The sequence below is a fragment of the Micromonospora sp. CPCC 205558 genome, assembly GCF_036902955.1.
Lineage (GTDB): Bacteria > Actinomycetota > Actinomycetes > Mycobacteriales > Micromonosporaceae > Micromonospora.
The window spans coordinates 107655-125198 of sequence record NZ_JBAKHR010000006.1 but is presented as its reverse complement, the minus strand read 5'-3'; the positions used below and the strand labels follow the sequence as shown (position 1 = coordinate 125198).

General features: G+C 71.6%; 13 protein-coding genes and 1 pseudogene. 8 read left to right on the top strand and 6 right to left on the bottom strand.

Features of this window, described 5'->3' with window-relative positions; genetic code table 11:
• Positions 1–267: 267 nt before the first annotated feature.
• The 5 genes from V6U86_RS07940 to V6U86_RS07920 all read left to right on the top strand — a co-directional run bounded on the left by V6U86_RS07940 (position 268) and on the right by V6U86_RS07920 (position 6346).
• A complete protein-coding gene (locus V6U86_RS07940) occupies positions 268–3414 on the top strand; it encodes an AfsR/SARP family transcriptional regulator (protein ID WP_442934896.1) in 3147 nt (1048 codons plus the stop codon).
• A gap of 214 nt (positions 3415–3628) precedes the next feature.
• Positions 3629–4120 carry a cyclic pyranopterin monophosphate synthase MoaC gene (moaC, locus tag V6U86_RS07935; protein WP_334500220.1) on the top strand — a complete coding sequence of 164 codons (492 nt, stop codon included), beginning with the start codon at positions 3629–3631 and terminating at the stop codon, positions 4118–4120.
• Positions 4117–4587, top strand: coding sequence for a MogA/MoaB family molybdenum cofactor biosynthesis protein (locus tag V6U86_RS07930; RefSeq protein WP_334500218.1), 471 nt, complete (start codon positions 4117–4119; stop codon positions 4585–4587). The genes moaC and V6U86_RS07930 overlap by 4 nt, the downstream gene beginning before the upstream one ends.
• Before the next feature lie 77 nt (positions 4588–4664).
• Positions 4665–5921 (top strand): molybdopterin molybdotransferase MoeA, encoded by a 1257-nt coding sequence (locus V6U86_RS07925; RefSeq protein ID WP_334500216.1) that lies wholly within the window; start codon positions 4665–4667, stop codon positions 5919–5921.
• Complete coding sequence (locus V6U86_RS07920; RefSeq protein WP_130405760.1) at positions 5918–6346, top strand: molybdenum cofactor biosynthesis protein MoaE; 429 nt, start codon at positions 5918–5920, stop codon at positions 6344–6346. The genes V6U86_RS07925 and V6U86_RS07920 overlap by 4 nt, the downstream gene beginning before the upstream one ends.
• 22 nt (positions 6347–6368) lie before the next feature.
• Here V6U86_RS07920 and V6U86_RS07915 read toward each other — a convergent pair whose 3' ends face one another.
• Positions 6369–7835 (bottom strand): glycosyltransferase 87 family protein, encoded by a 1467-nt coding sequence (locus V6U86_RS07915; RefSeq protein WP_334500212.1) that lies wholly within the window; start codon positions 7833–7835, stop codon positions 6369–6371.
• Between the two features lie 215 nt (positions 7836–8050).
• The gene (locus V6U86_RS07910) at positions 8051–8596 is read right to left on the bottom strand and encodes a DoxX family protein (protein WP_334500210.1); all 546 of its coding nucleotides are present in this window, start codon (positions 8594–8596) and stop codon (positions 8051–8053) included.
• A gap of 133 nt (positions 8597–8729) precedes the next feature.
• Between V6U86_RS07910 and V6U86_RS07905 the strand changes: the two genes are divergently transcribed.
• Entirely contained in the window at positions 8730–9278 is a 549-nt protein-coding gene (locus tag V6U86_RS07905; protein WP_334500208.1) for a GNAT family N-acetyltransferase, read from the top strand.
• 24 nt (positions 9279–9302) lie between these two features.
• Here the strand turns inward: V6U86_RS07905 and V6U86_RS07900 are convergent, their stop codons facing one another.
• The 3 genes and pseudogenes from V6U86_RS07900 to V6U86_RS07890 form a co-directional block, all read right to left on the bottom strand.
• Positions 9303–10544 carry an ATP-binding protein gene (locus V6U86_RS07900; RefSeq protein WP_334500205.1) on the bottom strand — a complete coding sequence of 414 codons (1242 nt, stop codon included), beginning with the start codon at positions 10542–10544 and terminating at the stop codon, positions 9303–9305.
• Positions 10545–10702: 158 nt separating this feature from the next.
• Positions 10703–11149, bottom strand: coding sequence for an LppU/SCO3897 family protein (locus V6U86_RS07895; protein ID WP_334500808.1), 447 nt, complete (start codon positions 11147–11149; stop codon positions 10703–10705).
• 458 nt (positions 11150–11607) lie between these two features.
• Positions 11608–12096: pseudogene (locus V6U86_RS07890) on the bottom strand (LppU/SCO3897 family protein); the annotation flags it as partial.
• Positions 12097–12495: 399 nt separating this feature from the next.
• Between V6U86_RS07890 and V6U86_RS07885 the strand changes: the two are divergent.
• Entirely contained in the window at positions 12496–13500 is a 1005-nt protein-coding gene (locus tag V6U86_RS07885) for an EamA family transporter (protein ID WP_334500203.1), read from the top strand.
• Between the two features lie 10 nt (positions 13501–13510).
• Positions 13511–14164: a prepilin peptidase gene (locus tag V6U86_RS07880; protein WP_334500201.1), complete on the top strand. Its 654-nt coding sequence runs from the start codon at positions 13511–13513 to the stop codon at positions 14162–14164.
• A gap of 165 nt (positions 14165–14329) precedes the next feature.
• On the opposite strand, the gene V6U86_RS07875 is transcribed toward V6U86_RS07880, so the two are convergent.
• Positions 14330–17509, bottom strand: a complete 3180-nt coding sequence (locus V6U86_RS07875) for a UvrD-helicase domain-containing protein (RefSeq protein WP_334500199.1) — start codon at positions 17507–17509, stop codon at positions 14330–14332.
• Positions 17510–17544: the final 35 nt, after the last annotated feature.

The window sequence follows — 17544 nt, the reverse complement described above, 5'->3', positions numbered from 1 at the left end:
GCGCTCAACCCGCTCCACGGGCGGTCGGGACGAATCGACCATTGGCCGCCGACCCCTTCCGAGGTGCATTAAGTGTTGTGGAGCCCGCTAGCGGGCTCATCCGCAGTTCGGGCCTTCACGGGAGGCGAATCGGATCGTTCGTACGCAAGTGTCTGAGCAGATCATTCCAGCTGAGGCTAAGGCTGGCGACCTGGGCGGGCTCGTGTCCGTAAGCTCCGTTGTGTGATCGACTGGACACAAGGCTGTCGCTGAGGTCGGGAGGGCCGGGTGGAGATTCGAGTTCTTGGCGGCCTCTCTGTGCAACTGCCCGGCCGCACATTGCAACTGGGGACGCCTAAACAACAGGTGGTCTTCGCGATGCTCGCCCTACAGCCTGGGCGACTGGTGACGGTGGACGACCTCGTCGATGAGTTATGGGCCGATTGCCCACCGCGATCGGCCGTGGCTAATGTGCGGACCTATGCGGCTAATCTGCGTCGGGCTTTCGAGGCGTACCCGGACGGTCATGACGCCGTCGCGCGTCACCGCAACGGCTATCGGCTCGTAGTCGACCCGGAACAGGTCGACGTCTTCTGCTTCGAGCGGGAAAGGAACGCGGGCCGGGAAGCACTGACGGCTGGCCATCTGGAGTATGCCCGCGAGCTACTGGAGCGCGCCTTGGCTCGGTGGCAGGGTCCGATGTTCGCAGGCGTCCCGCTCGGGCCCGTCCTCACCTCCCGAACCGTCGCCGCCGAGGAGGAGCGGCTGCTGACCGTGGAGCTTCTCGCCGACGTGCAACTGCGATCGGACCGGGACGACCTGGCGATTCCGCTGCTGCGTGAAGTGGTGGCCCGCCATCCTCTCCGCGAGCCTGCCCACGTTCTTCTGATGCGGGCTCTGCACGAGCGCGGCGACAGCGCGGAGGCGCTGGCGGCTTACGACGAGATCCGAACAACACTGACCACGGAGTTGGGAGTGGGCCCCGGGGGCAACCTTGAAGAGTTGCGCCACTCCATTGTCACGGCGATGTCGCGCCCCGGTTCGGCGCGTCCCGTCGTCCGCGCTGGGGGAACCAGCCGGGCTCGCTCGGTGGCGGCCGGGGCTGCGGCGGTCGACGCGGCATCGGGAGAGTCTGATCGGATCGACCCAGTGGATCACCTCCCCCGAGCGGTCACCGACTTCGTCGGCCGGGAGGACGTGGTGTCGCGGCTGCTGGCGGAGACCTGGCGGGTCGAGGCGCGGGTGCCGGCCGTGCACATCATCGATGGCATGGCGGGTAGCGGCAAGACCACCCTCGCTGTGCACCTGGCCCGCCGGCTGTCCGATCGATACCCGGACGGCGCGCTCTTCATCGACCTGTGCGGGCACGGCGAGAAGAACCGGGTTGAACCGGCCAGTGCTTTGGTCACCCTGCTTCGACAGCTGGGCGTTCCGGCCGGCCGGGTACCTGTGGAGTTCGACGACAGGGTGGAGTTGTGGCGACAGGAGTTGGCTCGCCGGAGGTCGGTGGTGGTGCTCGACAACGCGGCCAGCAGCGAGCAGATCATGCCCCTGCTGCCGGCCGAGCCGACCACCGTCGTGCTGGTGACCTCGCGGCGGCGGCTGTCCCACCCCGATGTTGGGCCCTCGCGGACGCTGCCGCTCCTGAACGCCCAGGAGAGCATCGATCTCCTCAGCCTGAACGTCGGTCGGGACAGGGTCGAGGCCGAGCCGGAGGCGGCCGCCGACGTGGTGCGTCTATGCGGGTACCTCCCGCTGGCGATTCGGCTGGCTGGTGCCAGATTGGCGCACCGGAGCGGCTGGCGGTTGGCGGACCTGGCCGGGCAGATGGCTGGCGACGCTCCGCTTCTGCACCAACTGGCCCAGGAAGACAGCACTGTCACCGGGGCCTTCGCTGCCTCCTATGAGCCGCTACCGAGTTCGACCAAGCGGGTGTTCCGATCCCTGGGCCTCTATCCCGGCAGCCGCTTCAGCGTGCCGGCAGTCGCCGCGCTGACCGGCTCGACGATCGCGGAAGCGCGCGCGGCGCTGGACGACCTCGTCGACAGGAACCTCGTGGAGGACCTGGACTCGACGCGATACCGACTGCACGACCTTATGCGGCAGTACTCCATCGACCTGTGCTCCGGTACCGACTCCGCGAGCGACCGAAAGGCTGGGCTGGCTCACCTATTCGACTTCACCCTGGAGATGGCGCTGAGGGTCGCCAAGACGTTGGAGTTCAACGACCTGGGCTCTCGCGTCACCCGACTCCCGTTCGAGCGACCCGAGTTGCTCGACGCGATCGGGGAGCCCACCGCCGACTGGATGGAGACGGAACGGACGGACCTGGTGACGATGGTGAGGGCAGCGCTCGATGAGGGATTCCACGAGCACTCCTGGCTACTGGCCCGTGCTCTCTGGCGATTCTGTTACATCCGCGGATACTTCGAGGACATCATCACGACCCATCGGGACGCGCTCACCGCTGCGGAAACATCTGGGGACGTCAGTGCGACGGCATTGATGAACAACTACCTCGCCTCCGGCTACGTCCGCACCGGCGACAACCGGAAAGCGTTGCATCATCTGACCCGCGCCGTCGCCCTCGCCACAGACTCGCGAGACGTACTGAACGCCGCGCGATACCGGGCCAATCTCGCCGCCGTCTTCTGGTGGAGCGGCAATCTGACCGAAGCGGTGACGGTCGGTCTGGAGTGCCTGCGCGACTACAAGGGGTACGGCAACATCAGGGTGCCGATGGTGCTGCCGAATCTCGGCATAGCGCTGATGGCCCTGGGACGTTATGAGGAGGCGCTGCGCCTGCATCGTCTGCACCTGGCGTGGGCCCGGACGAACTCCGACGAGTTCCACACGCTCAACGCTCTCAGTCACATCGGCGCCGTACGCCTCCGGATGGGTGACCTTCCGCAGGCGATCCGAATTCTCCTGGCCTCGTTGGCCCTGCGCGATCGCACCGGCCACCGGTACGCCGAGGCCGAGGTGCGCAACGACCTCGGGATGGCCTATCGCGGTCTGGGTCGTCTGGTCGAGGCCCAGCAGGAGCACGAGTTGGCCCGGAAGCTGGCGATCGGTTCGGGGGAGCGCCACGTCGAGGCGGCCGCGCTGAACGAACTCGGGCGCACCCTGCTGGCGCAGGGGCGAGGCGGCGAGGCGTACGAGGTGCACCAGGAGGCCTTGCGGTTGGCTACTCGGATCGCGCACCCACACGAGCAGGGTCGAGCGCTGGCCGGGCTCGCCGAACACTTCGCCCGCATCGACCCGGCCGAGGCCCGACGGCACTGGGAGCGGGCGTTGGCGATCTTCCGACGGATGGGTGTGCCGGAGCGCTTCGAGGCCGAACGTCGCCTCGCCGAGTTGGTTGACCAACCCTGGTCGCAGAGCGCTGGCCAGCCTGAACGCCGCTTATCGATTTCTTATCGGCAGGCCCGGTAACTTTCCCGCTGTATCGGCGAACGGGGGAGGTTCTGCCCCAGGGCAGAACCGGGTCGTCGACACTCCCCCGCTGCCAGGTCCCCCCAGCGACCTCGGCGGCGGGTCGGTAGGGAAGGAGCGGCGCCAGCCGTTGCGCCGTCAGCACCCGGTGCGATCGTCAGCGTGACGCCGCTCCTTCCGCTCGCCGTCGTACCGCACCGATAGGCTCACGACCGTGACCGAACCCGCCCAGCTCAGCCACGTCGACCGCGCCGGTGCGGCCCGCATGGTCGACGTCTCCGCCAAGGCGGTGACGGGCCGGTTGGCCGTCGCGGCCGGCCGTCTGCGGACCACCCCCGAGGTCATCGACCTGTTGCATCGCGACGGGCTGCCCAAGGGAGACGCGCTGGCCGTCGGGCGGCTGGCCGGGATCATGGGGGCCAAGCGCACTCCTGACCTGATCCCGCTCTGCCACCCGATCGCCCTGCACGCCGTCACCGTCGACCTGCGGTTGACCGCCGACACCGTGGAGATCACGGCCACTGCCCGCACGGCGGACCGGACGGGGGTGGAGATGGAGGCACTCACGGCGGTCGCGGTCGCTGGTCTCGCCTTGGTCGACATGGTCAAGGCGGTCGACCCGGCGGCCTCGGTGGAGGCGGTCCGGGTGCTGCGCAAGGAGGGCGGCAAGACCGGCGAGTGGGTCCGGCCGGAGGACCGGCCGTGATCCGGGCGCGGGTGATCGTCGCTTCCAACCGGGCCGCGGCCGGTGTCTACGCCGACACCAGCGGGCCGCTGCTCGTCGCCGGGCTGCGTGAGCTGGGCTGCCAGGTCGACGACCCGGTCGTGGTGCCCGACGGCGAGCCGGTCGGCGACGCCTTGCGGGCCGCCCGCGCCGACGGTGTCGACGTGGTGCTGACCAGCGGTGGCACCGGAGTGACCCCGTCGGATCGGACCCCGGACGTGACCCGGAGCCTGCTGGATTACGAGATCCCCGGCATCGCCGAGGCGATCCGCGCGCACAGTCGTCACCGGGTGCCGACGTCGGTGCTGTCCCGGGGTCTGGCCGGGGTCGCCGGTCGGATGCTCGTGGTCAACCTGCCCGGCTCGACCGGTGGCGCCCGGGACGGCCTGGCCGTTCTCGGGCCGATCCTCGGGCACACCATCGACCAGCTTCGCGGTGGGGACCACTGACCGCTTCGCGGTGGTCACGGCCGGCCGGTGCACGCCAGGCCCGGGCGGCTGTCGGTCCGTGCCGATAGGCTCGGTCGGTGAGCACGGAAACCGCACCCACAGCGGATCGGGTCACCGCACCCCCGCCAGCCGAGTGGGAGGAAGCGCGTTCGCGGGTCTACGCGGTCGGTCTGGCCGCCGCGCTGCCCGCCGTCGCCCGACCACTTGTCGACACTGACGGGTCGACCCTGGCCGAGCCGTTGACGACCCGCACCGACCTGCCGGCGTTCCCGACCTCCAGCGTCGATGGCTGGGCGGTGCGCGGCCGTGGGCCGTGGCGCGTCGTCGGCCGGGTCCTGGCCGGCAGCACCCCCGCGCCGCTCACCGAGGACGACACGACCGTGGAGATCGCGACCGGTGCGATGGTGCCCGACGGGGCCACCGCCGTGCTGCGCGTGGAAGAGTCGACGAGCGCCGACGGCCTGGTGAGCGGCGTTCCCCGGGAGACACCCGAGTGGCGGAAGCCCGGCGAGGAGGCGTACGCCGACGAGGAGTTGTTGCCGGCCGGCACGCCGGTCGACCCGGCGGTGATCGGCCTGGCGGCCGCCTGTGGGCACGACACGCTGCGGGTTCGGCGGGCGCCGCGTGCCGCGCTGCTGGTCTTCGGCGACGAACTGCTGACGGCGGGCCCGCCCGCGGCCGGTCGCGTCCGTGACGCGCTGGGCCCGGCGGTGCCGGCGTGGCTGCGGCGGTACGGCTGCCAGGTCCGCCCATCCGACGTGGTCGGCCCGGTGGCCGACACGCTGCCCGCGCACGTGGCGGCCCTGCGCTCGGCGCTGAGCAACACCGACCTGGTCTGCACCACCGGTGGCACGATGAACGGCCCGGTCGACCACCTGCACCCGACGCTGGAGGCGCTGGGCGCCGACTACGTGGTCAACACGGTGGCGGTCCGGCCTGGCTTCCCGATGCTGCTGGCCCGGCTGACCGGCCCCGACGGGCGAGCCCGGTTCGTGGCCGGGCTGCCGGGCAACCCGCAGTCCGCCATCGTCGCGCTGGTGTCGTTGGTCGCCCCGCTGCTCGCCGGCCTCCAGGGCCGGTCGATGCCGGTGCTGCCGCAGGCCACGTTGGCCGAGCCGGTTCCCGGTCGCGGTGACCACACCCACCTGGCGCTGGTCCGACTGGACCGGGCCGCCGGCGTCGCGTCCCCGGTCCGCCACGTCGGCTCGGCGATGCTGCGGGGCCTGGCCGGCGCGGACGGGTTCGCCGTCATCCGACCCGGCACCAGCGGCGAGCCGGGCGACCGGGTGCCGATCGTGCCACTGCCGTTGTTTCCCGGGGAGCGTGCATCGTGACCGCACCAGCGATCACCTTCGGCGAGGTCACCGACCAGCCACTCGACCTCGCCACCCACGAGGCGGCGGTCGCCGACCGCCGGGCCGGCGCCGTGGTGTCCTTCCAGGGTGTGGTCCGCGACCACGACCACGGCCGCCAGGTCACGAGCCTGGAGTACGAGGGGCACCCGAGCGCCGCGCAGGTGCTGCGCGAGGTGGCCGCCGAGATCGCGGCGGAGCCCGACGTCTACGCGGTGGCTGTCTCGCACCGGGTCGGCCCCTTGGCGATCGGTGACGTGGCGTTGGTCGCCGCGGTGAGCACCGCGCACCGTGCGGCGGCCTTCGCGGCCTGCGCCCGGCTGGTCGACGAGGTCAAGGCGCGACTGCCGATCTGGAAGCGGCAGGTCTTCACCGACGGCACCGAGGAGTGGGTCAACTGCCCCTGACGGGTCGACGTGCCCTGGCCCCTCAACGGTGGCCGTTGACCACCGCGGCCCTGGAGAGCCGATCGCCGTAGAACGCCGGCTCCGCACCTGGTCGCCAGGGCAGCGCGGCGACCAGCACGATCAGCGCGAGCGCGAGCGAGTTTTCCATCAGTGCGCCGAACAGGCCGTCCTGGTAGTGCGACATCTCCGGCAGTTGGTGTTCGTACGGCCAGATCGGAGAGATCAGGAAGAGCAGGTAGAGCCCGATCGCGGCGACGCCGTGGCGGAGCCCGGTCAGCGTCGGGTACCAGATCGGCGGGCGGAGCCCGTTGACTCCGGGTAGCCCGCCGAAGGCCTGCCCCTGGCCGGTGCGCTGCGGTATCCCCCGGCTCGCCTCGCGGCGACGCACAGCCGCGTCGGCCAGCACGATGATCGCCGGGATCACCCAGACCAGGTGGTGCGTCCAGGAGATCGGGCTGATCACGTTCGCGGTGAGACCCACCAGCGTGAAGGCGGTCAACTCGTCACCGTCGGCGCGGGAACTGGCCGCTCGGGACAGGCCCAGCGCCAGGACCAGCACCGAGAAGGCGAGCCACAGCAGCCCTGGGGTCTCGATCGAGTCGTACAGCCGGGCGAGCAGACCGGCGAGGGACTGGTTGGGCGTCATGTCCGCCGCGCCGACCCGTTCGGTCTGCCACAGCACGCTGCCGAAGTAGGTCCGCGACTCGTCACCGACGATCGCGAAGCTTCCCACCGTCACACCGATCGTGGTGCCGATGGCGGTGGCCGCCACCCGCCACTGACGGGTGATCAACAGGTAGGCGATGAACAGCGCGGGGGTGAGCTTGACCGCGGTGGCGAGGCCGATACCGGCCCCGGCCCAGGCCCCGCCGTAGATGAAGCGCAGCAGTGGGCCGTCGGTGGCGGCGTAGTGGGTGCCCCGGCGGGACCGCCAGCGGAGGCCGATCAGGTCGGCCATGATCAAGGCGAACAGCAGGATGTTGACCTGGCCGTAGCCGAGCGTCTCCCGACCTGGCTCGATGGCGACCGCGAGCGGCACGGCCACGGCCACCGTGAACCACAGTGGCCAACCCAGTCGGTCCACGATGGGTCGGAGCAGCCCGGCCAGCACCAGCGCCAACGCGGCGATGCTGGCGGCGGCGTTGACCAGGCCGGCCGCACCGATCGGCAGCTGCGCCATCGGCAGCATGACCAGCCCCGCGAAGGGTGGGTAGGTGAACCCGAGCGTGGTTTCGGGCGCGATGAACTCGTAGAGCTCGTGACCGCTCGCCCACCACACCACGGCACCGTGGTAGATCTTCATATCGAAGAAGTTGTACGGTCGCCCGAAGGTGCCGATGGCGAGCCATGCGGCATAGGCGACGGCAGCCACGATGGCAACCCGTACGACGTTCCTGCGATCGATCCCGCGCGTCACACGGTCGATCCCGCGCGTCACACGTTGGATTGGGGCGAGGCGGTCCGCCCGTCTACCGACAGCCGTCGGCATGGCGTGGCCACCCCCGTACCAAGGTCGTCCTATCCGTCCAGGTCCTGCACGGAGCCTAGAACGGCGCCTCACGTCAGTGCCTCCCGCGTTATGCGACCGTGTCCGATCCCACACATGTTTTTGACATTTCCACCGCGTTAACGCCTAGCGGGTGGTTCAGGTAATTCGTGCCCTTAGCGGGGGGTGGGCGTGGGGCGGAGACGGATCGACGCAGGTCAGCCGGGGAGCCGACGTGCGGTGGACGCGGAGCGGACGGCGATCCGGGCCTCGCGTCGGGCGGTCCGGACGGCACGTTGCACGGAACGTCGAGAGTGGCCGATGCGATGGCCCGTCCGCCACCGCAGACCCGGCTTGCCGCCGGTGTCCGCCGCGGCGAGCAGCAGACCGCCGAGGAGCCCGAGGTTCTTCAGGGCGTGGACCTGGTTGTTGTTCTTGGCGATCGGGTCGTCGTTCTTCCAGAAGGGATGCCCGGCGATGGTCACCGGCACCAGCGTGCCGGCGAGGACCAGCGCCGCGGGTCGGCTGAACCGGCCGGTGGCCAACATCAACCCGGCGCTGACCTGCGCGACCGCGTTGAGTCGGATCAACGTCTCGGTCTCGGTGGGGAAGCTCGGGTGTGCCTTCTTCAGCATCGGTGCGACCTTGTCGGTCACCGGTTTGGCGGCGACCGCCAGCCGGCCGGGAGCACGGAAGTTGCGATACCCGCTGACCACGAAGATGCCGCTCAGCATGGCGCGGGCGAGGGAGCGTACGGGCGTCATGGATCAGTCATACCCCGTCGCGGCGTTTGCTACCCGGGCAACCGCAGGATCGGATTGGTGTTCGTACACGTGCGCCACGCCGAATCGAGCGACCGTCACGGATGGACGGGCGCTGGCAGGTAACGTCGCGCGGGTGACCACGCTGCGGCTACGCCCCGAGGATCCGGCCGACGCCGGCTCGGTCCGCCGCGTGCTGGCCGCGGCCTTCGCCCGCCCGGACGTGGTGACGCCGCCGGAGGTCAGCCTGGTCGACGAGCTGCGCGGCACCACCGTCTGGTTGTCGGAGTTGGCCATGGTCGCCGAGTACGGCGGTGAGGTGGTCGGTTACGCGTTGCTCACCCGGGTGCGGCTGCGGCCGGATCGCGGCTCCGACGTGCCTGCGCTGGCACTCGGCCCGGTCGCCGTCGCGCCGCACCGGCAGCGTGTCGGCCACGGCACGGCGGTCGTGCAGGCCGCCCTGGACGCCGCCACCGAGTTGGGTGAGCGGCTCGTCGTCGTTCTCGGCGCCCCGGCCTTCTACCGCCGGTTCGGGTTCGGCCCGGCGAGTGAGCTGGGCCTGACCGGCCCGTGGGCGGGCCTCGGTGAGCCGTGGCAGGCGCTGGTGCTGCCGCCGTCCACCAGCGAGGAAGGCACCCCGCCTCGCGGTGAGGTGCTCTTTCCGGCGCCCTGGTCGAAGGTCTGACCGGGACGACGCGGTGGGTGGCGGTCAGGCCGGCTGCGTCCGCAGATACCGGCCGAAGTGCGGGACCGTGAAGGCGACAGTGCCCCGCTCACCGGAGTAGATCAGCCCTTTCTTGATCAGCGCGTCCCGGGCTGGGGAGAGGCTGGCCGGTTTGCGGCCGAGGGCTCGGGCAATCTCCGCGGTGGGCACGGCCGCGTCCATGTCGTCGCGGACCACCGCGCCGGGCTCGCCCTCCACCGCGGACATCGTGGCCATCGCCCGCATGTACTCGCGTTCGGCGGGAGTGGCCCGTTCGAAGCGGGACCCGAAGAACCCGACCGCCAACTCGGCCTCCGCCTCGGGCGCGGCGACCCGCACATCGGCGGCGGTGATCGGCGATCGCGGCGCATGATCCCAGGTCGCCTTGCCGTACGCCTGGACGAAGTAGGGGTAGCCGCCGGACTTCTCGTAGAGCAGGTCGAGGGCCTTCTGTTCGTATTCGACCTCCTCGCGCTCGGCGGGCGCGCAGAGCGCCCGGTCGGCGGCGATCCGGTCGAGCCGGTCGATGCGTTGATAGCGGAACAACCGTTCCGAGTACGACTTGGCGGCACTGAGCACGGCCGGCAGGTGTGGAAGGCCGGCGCCGACGACGATCAGCGGCGCGCCGAGCTGGGACAGCTCGTGGCAGGCGGCGCAGAGCGCCGACACGTCCTCCGGGCCGAGATCCTGCATTTCGTCGATGAAGATGGCGATGCCGGTGCCGACGTCGCTGGCCACGGCGGCGGCGTCACTGAACAGCTCGACCAGGTCGATCTCGATGTCGCCGGAGTCGGCCCGACCACTGGCGGCCGGTACGTCGATGCCGGGCTGCCACCGGTCGCGCAGCTTGGTGGCGGCACCGGCCCGGCCGGTCGGGGTGGACCGCTGGGCGAACGCCTTGAGGACGCCGAGGAACGCGTCGATCCGGTCCGGTGCCCGGTGCCGGGGGGCCAACTCCCGGACCGCCATGTGCAGCGCGGCGGCGACCGGCCGGCGCAACGACTGGTCCGGTCGAGCCTCGATCTTGCCGCTGCCCCAGAGCCGGTTGATCGCCTGCGATCGGAGGGTGTTGAGCAGGACCGTCTTGCCGACGCCACGCAGGCCGGTGAGCATCAGGCTGCGCTCGGGTCGGCCTCTGGCGATGCGCTCGAGCACGATGTCGAAGACGTCCAGCTCCCGCCCCCGCCCAGCGAGTTCGGGCGGACGCTGGCCGGCGCCCGGCGCGTACGGGTTGCGGACCGGATCCACGCATCGCAGATTATCGGGCCGTCTAGCTGCGGGGCTAGACATGGATAGATGGAGCTACCGGCGTGTCGGAACCGTCGACAACAAACTAGTGCTGTCTAGCCTCCACGCTAGACAGCCCTAGTTTTGCCAATCGGGGGCGATCGACCCTCCCGATCGGGCTACCGCTTCTTCAGACAGAGCACGTAGTCGAACAGGTCCACCGAGTTGTCGTGCACGTAGTTCGCGGTCGCCTGCGGCGCGAGCGTCTCGCACCGGTCGCCGTCGGTGGTAGCCGGAATGCGCAGCAACACCTGATAGGTGTTCGGGCCGCACGGCACCTTGCGGAGCTGCGCGTCGTCCTCACTGCCGTCGTTCACCACGCAGTCGCCCCGCGCGAACTCCTCGTCGAGCGTCGGCACGGCCGACGGTGGCGCGTCACTGGGCAGCGCTGGTGGAACGACCGGAGCGCTCGTCGACGGGGTCCGCGCCACGTCGCTGCCAGCGTCGGCCACCTTCCAGATCGCCCAACCGGCCAGGCCGAGGCACGGACACAGCACGAGCAACACCACCGCCGCGATGATGAGAGCGACGTTGCGGCCGCTCTTCGTCGGCGCGGCGGGCGGCATCCCGTACCCGCCGGCAGGCTCCTGAGCCCACGGCGCGGGAGGCTGACCCGGTATCGGCCCGGCCGGCTGACCGGGCGTCGGGCCGGCCGGCGGGAACGGCCCGGCCGGCGGGAACGGCCCGGCCGGCGGGAACGGCCCGGGCGGTGGGAACGGCCCGGGCGGTGGGTATCCCGGGCCGGAGGTCGGCGGCGGCGCCCACATCGGCGTGGTCGGCGGCTCCGGGTCGCTGGGCGGCGGCGCCCACATGGGTGCCGTCGGTGGCTCCGCGCCGACCGGCGGGGGACCCCACTGCTGCCGGGTCGGGTCGTCCCCGGGTGGCGGGGCGCTCCACTGGGGCACTGTCGGATCGGCCGGTGGTGAGCTGTCAGGGCCGCCGGGCGGGCGCTGGTACGGGTCGTCCGGTTGATCGGAACCCGCAGGTCCGTAGGTCGTCATGTCATCCCCGGGGGTGGGTGGTCTCAGCGTTTCTTGAGGCAGAGGACGAAGTCGAGAGAGTCCAGCGCACTGTCGAAGAGGTACCAGTCGGTATAGCCCTCGACCTTGTCGCACTTGGCCTTGGCGTCCCGCTCGCCGCTGGTCGGGCCGTCGATCCGGCTCAGCACCTCGTACGACTTCGCGGCACAGCCGCTGATCAGCAGCTTGGGCTTGCCGCCAGCGGCGCCCTCGTTGCGGACACACTGGCCGACCTTCGCGAACCGGGGATCGGCCGACGACTCCGGGGCGGCCGCGCTCGGCGGGGGCTCGGCCACATCTGCGCTGGGCTCACCGGCAACCGCCGAACTGCTCGGCGCGGCTGCCGGTGGCGTGTCGCTCTGCCCGCTGCGGAACCAGAACGCGCCAGCGACGGCCACCAGCAGGACGACGGCCAGTACCGCGATCAGCGGCCCCCGACCGCGCCGACCCGGGGCCGGATCCTCGCCGTACGGGTCGTCGGGCCGGTACGGCGGCTGCCCGCCGTACGGGTCGTCAGGCTGGTAGGGCGGCTGCCCGCCGTATGTCGGGGTCGGCTGGTACGAGCCGCCGTAGGGCGTGCCGGGCGCGGCACCGTAGGGCGTCCCCGTACCGCCTCCGTAGCCAGCAGTGGGTGGGTCGCCGTACGGCCCGGGCCGTCCCTGCGGCGGGGGCGGGTACGACGGAACCGCCGGCGGATAGGACTCCGGCGCGGGCGGGTAGGGCTGCTGCACCGGGTGGCCCGGTGTCTCATCGGGTCTCTGGCCACGCCACGGCCCCGGGTGGCCGCCCCCCGGCTGTCCGTAGTTCGTCATGCCGCCCTCCTGCACGAGTGGTGAGAGGCCGGCCACCAAAGCGCGACGCGGACTCCGAGGTCACCGTAGCGTGGCCCACTGATGAGCTCACCTGCACCGAGCACCACGGCCCTCGCCGGCCGTCGCGCCACCACCACGCCAGCCCTGATCTGGACCGCGTTGATCGTGGTCTACCTGCTCTGGGGGTCGACCTATCTGGCCATCCGGATCGCCGTGGAGACGTTGCCTCCGCTGCTGTCGGCCGCCCTGCGTTTCGCCGTGGCCAGCCTGATCCTGGCGGTGGTGCTGCGACTGCGTCGAGGCCCCGGCGCGCTGCGGGTGGACCGACGGCAACTCGGCTCCGCCGCGTTGGTCGGGGTGCTCCTGCTCGCCGCCGGCAACGGCCTGGTGGTGCTCGCCGAATCGGGGCCGCCGGGTGTGGCGGTGCCGTCCGGGATCGCCGCGCTGCTGGTGGCCACGGTGCCGCTGCTGGTGGTGCTGTTGCGCTCGGCCACCGGGGACCGGCCGCCGCTCTGGACGTTCGCCGGGGTCACCCTGGGCTTCGTCGGCCTCGTCCTGCTGGTGCTGCCGGGCGGTAGTTCGTCAGCGGTGCCGCTGCTCGGGGCGCTGACCGTGGTGGCGGCGGCCTCCTCCTGGTCGGTCGGGTCGTTCCTGTCCGGACGGATTCGGATGCCCGCCGACCCCTTCGTGGCCACGGTGTACGAGATGATGGCCGGCGCGCTGGTGCTGGCGGTCGTCGCCGCCGGTCGGGGTGAACTGGCCGACTTCCACCCGGCGGCGGTCAGCACCCGATCCTGGTTGGCGCTGGGCTACCTCATGGTGGCCGGCTCACTGGTGGCCTTCACCGCGTACGTCTGGCTGCTGCACAACGCGCCGATCTCGCTGGTGTCGACGTACGCCTACGTGAACCCGGCAGTCGCGGTGGGGCTCGGCGCGCTGCTGGTGGCCGAGCAGGTCACCCCGCAGGTGCTGCTCGGCGGTGCCGTCATCGTCGCCGGGGTCGCCCTGGTGGTGACCACCGAACGGCCGGGTCGGGCGGGCGCGGGATCACGATCGGGGACCACGCGGGTGCGCGAGCGCCAGTAACGTCCGGCCCATGTCGGCCGTCGCGCTGGTGTCGATCGCGCTACTCGGCACGTTGGTGGGCCTCGTCGTACCCCCGGTGTCGCGGCGCTTCGCCACGGCGGACGCCCACTCACGGGCGTTCCCGGGGTCGCAGCCGGTCCGGCGGCCCTGGGTCGACCCGATGGTGGCGGCCATCGTCTTTGTCGGCCTTGCCGTCGCCGTGGGTGACAATCCGGCGCTGCCGGTCTTCCTGGCGGTCGCGACGGTCGGTCTGGTGCTGGCGCGGGTCGACCTGGCCTGCCTGCGGCTGCCCGACCCGTTGGTCCTCGTCGCGGGGATGCTGGCCCTTGGTGGTCTGACCGCCGCGGCGCTGCTGGCCGGCACTCCCGGCCGGCTGCTCGGCGCGCTGGGCGGTGCGACTGTCGCGGTCGCGGCGCACGTGCTGCTGGCCCTGTTGCCCGGCTCACGACTGGGCTTCGGGGACGTGAAACTCGCCGCCGTCCTCGGCCTACCGCTCGGCTGGTTGGGCCGGGATGCCCTGCTCACCGGGCTACTCCTGCCGCACGTGCTGCACGGCGGTCTGGCGCTCGGTCTCCTTGCCGCACGGCGGGTCCGTCGGCACACCCTTCTGCCGCTCGGCCCGGCCCTGCTGCTGGGAGCCTGGCTCGCCGTCCTCCTGACCTGACCCCCCCACCCCACCCACCCCACCCCACCCACCCCACCCCACCCCACCCCACCCCACCCCACCCCCAGCTCCGCCGATCTTGCGGTTTCTGCGGCGACAAAAGGTGCATTCCGCGCAGAGCGGCGACCAAAAGTGCAAGATCGACGAGGGTGCGCGCGGGGTGGGTCAGATCAGGCGGAGTTGGCGGTCCTTGGGGCGGCGGGGTTCCGTTTCGCCGAAGCGTTCGAACAGGCCGGGGTCGATGGTGGCGAGGAACGGCGAGGGGGCGCAGTCGCGCTCGCTGCCGTGGCGGGTGCGGCGGGCGGCGTGACTGACGTACAGCCGGTCCTGGGCCCGGGTCAGGCCGACGAAGAAGAGCCGGCGCTCCTCCGCGACGGCGTCCTCGTCCGGCGTCGAGCCCGGCCAGCGCAGCGGCAGCAGCCCGTCCTCGACGCCGACCAGGAAGACCACCGGAAACTCCAGGCCCTTCGCGGCGTGCAGGGTGAGCAGCGTGACCGCCTCGGCACGCGGGTCGAGCGCGTCCACCTCGGCGCCGGTGGCCAACTGCGACAGGAAGGTCTCCAGGTCGTCGCCGCAGCGTCGGGCCAGCGGGGTCAGCAGGTCCACGGCCGAGCGGACGTCCTCGGGACGGACCGCGCTGCCCGCGCCATCCAGGGTGGGCACGGCGAACCGCTCCGCGACCACCTGACCGGCCAGCCGCACCCGGGCGGCCAGCGAGCCGGCCAGACCGTCGGCGTGCCGCAGCTCGCGGGCGATGGCCGCCACCCCGGGCCGATCCCGCAGGCGGTCGTGGGAACGCTTCTGCACGGGGATGTTGGCCCGGGTCAGGGCGTCCACGATCGGGGCGGCCTGCGCGTCGGTGCGGTACAGCACGGCGATGTCGGAGAACGACAGCGAGGTGGACCGGCCGTCGATGCGACCCGAGTCCAGCGACCGGTGCGACAGCCCGCCGACCAGGTCGTCGACGGTACGCACCACGAAGTCGGCCTCCTCGGCCACCGACGCCGCCGGGTAGCGCCCGACCAGCGGGGCCTCCGGGTCGAGCCGGGCTGGGTCCAGTCGTCGACCCCGGACCAGCGACGACGGTGCGATGGCCTGCACGGCGGCGGCCAGGATCGGGGCCGACGAGCGGTAGTTGCGGTTGAGCCGGACCAGTCGGGCGTCGGTGAAGTCTTCGGAGAAGCGCAGGAAGTAGCCGACGTCGGCGCCCCGGAACGAGTAGATCGCCTGGTCCGGGTCGCCGATCGCGCAGAGGTTGCCGTCGGCGGGGCTGAGCAGCCGCAGCAGCTCGTACTGCACCTCGTCGACGTCCTGGTACTCGTCGACGAAGATCCACCGCCAGCGGTCCCGGTACCGCTCGACCAACTTCCGGTCGGCCCGCAGCAGCTCCACCGGCAGGGTCACCAGCTCGTCCAGGTCGACCAGGTCCTGCTTGCGCAGCAGCGACGTGTAGGTGGCGCTGTCGTCGCCGGCCTCGGTGCGGGCCGCCGCCCGCTCGGCGTCGTCGGCGATCCGGAAGTCGGCCGGGAGGCCCGCCGCGTCGGCGTTCTCCCGGAGGATCATCAACCCCAGCGCGTGGAACGTGCCCACGGTGACGTCCTCGGCGACCGGGCCGAGCAGGCCGTCGAGGCGGTGCCGCAGCTCCTCGGCGGCGCGGCGGGTGAACGTGATCGCGAGGCAGTGCTCGGGAAAGACGTTCAGCTCCGCGCAGAGGTACGCGATCCGGTGGGTGAGCGTCCTGGTCTTGCCGGTGCCCGGACCGGCCACGATGAGCAGCGGGCCGCCGGGTGCGGAGGCCGCCACCCGCTGCATGGCGTCCAGTCGGTCCAGCAGACCGGTGCCGACCTCCTCCATGCCGGAGAGCATCGGCTCGAACGGCTCGTGCGGAGACGGCGGCGACGCGATCGGCGGCGCGGGCGTCGGGGTCGGCTTACGCTTCGGCTCCGACTTCGCCGCCGCGGGACGCTTGGCCGCGACCCGGGGAGCCGGCTCGGTGGGCCGTCGCTGCGCCGGCACCGGTACGTCGAACAGCGTCTCCTGCGCGCCCAGCTCGGCCGGCTCGAAGAGAGTGATCACGCCGTACTCGCCGTCGTAGCCGGGCACCCGGCGGACGTCGCCGCGCCGCAGTCGCCCGATGCCCTCGGCGAGCAGCTCACCACCGGCCTGCGCGATCTCGCTCAGCGGCGTCGTGGTCAGGATCTCCAGCTCGGGGCCGAGTGCGGCCAGCAACTCGTTGAACCGCCCCTCGACCTTCTTCGAGCGGGCACCCACCTTGTTGATCTCGCCGAGGATTTCGGCCAGCGGCACCAGGTGGGTGACGTCCCGGGCGTGCGCCGGCCGGTGCCCGTCCGGGCGGTCGGCCAGCTCCTCGATCCGGCTGAGGACACCCACGGTGAGGGGTTTGCCGCACTCGGGGCAGCGCCCGTCGGCGGCCCGGGTGCGCTCCGGAGACCAGTTGACCCCACACAGCCGGTGACCGTCCGCGTGGTACTTGCCCTCCTCCGGGAAGAACTCGATGGTGCCGGCCAAGCCGTCGCCGGTACGCAGCGCCTCCCGAACGGCGAAGTAGTCCCGTTCGGCGGTCAGCACCGTCGCCTCCCGGCCGAGAGCCGGTGGCGAGTGCGCGTCCGAGTTGGACACCAGCTGGTAGCCGTCCAGGCTGCCGACCCGCCAGTTCATCGCAGGGTCGGAGGAGAGCCCGGTCTCCACGGCGAAGATGTGTTCGGCCAGGTCGGCGTAGCAGTCCGCGATTGCGTCGAAGCCGGACTTCGAGCCCAGTGCGGAGAACCAGGGCGTCCAGATGTGCGCCGGCACCAGGAAACCGTCGGGGCTGGCTTCCAGGGTGATCTCCAGCAGGTCGCGGGAGTCAAGTCCGAGGATCGGCCGGCCGTCGGAGCCGAGGTTGCCGATCCGGCCGAGCGCGGTGTTGAACCGGGCCACCGCCTCAAGATCCGGCAGGTAGATCAGGTGGTGCACCTTGCGGGTCCGGTCGTCCCGCTTGTAGATGGTGGAGATCTCCACGCTCAGCATGAACCGGACCGGGTCCGCCTCCGCCGTCCCGGCGAGTCGGGGTGGCAACCGGCGGGCGATGTCCCGTTCCGCCTCCGGGTCGAGCCGGTAGAGACCCGGCTCGGCCGGGCGCAGCGTCTCCACCAGGTGGTCGTACCAGGCGGGGTGGGTGAAGTCGCCGGTGCCGAGCAGGCCGATGCCCTTACGTCGGGCCCACCACGCGAGGTTCGGCAGGGTGAGGTCACGGCTGCACGCGCGCGAGTACTTCGAGTGGATGTGCAGGTCCGCGACGAATGGCGGGAGGCCACCGGGGGGTACGGCGCTGAACGGGGGCACGCCGCATCCTGTCACGCCCGCCGCGCCGGCCACCC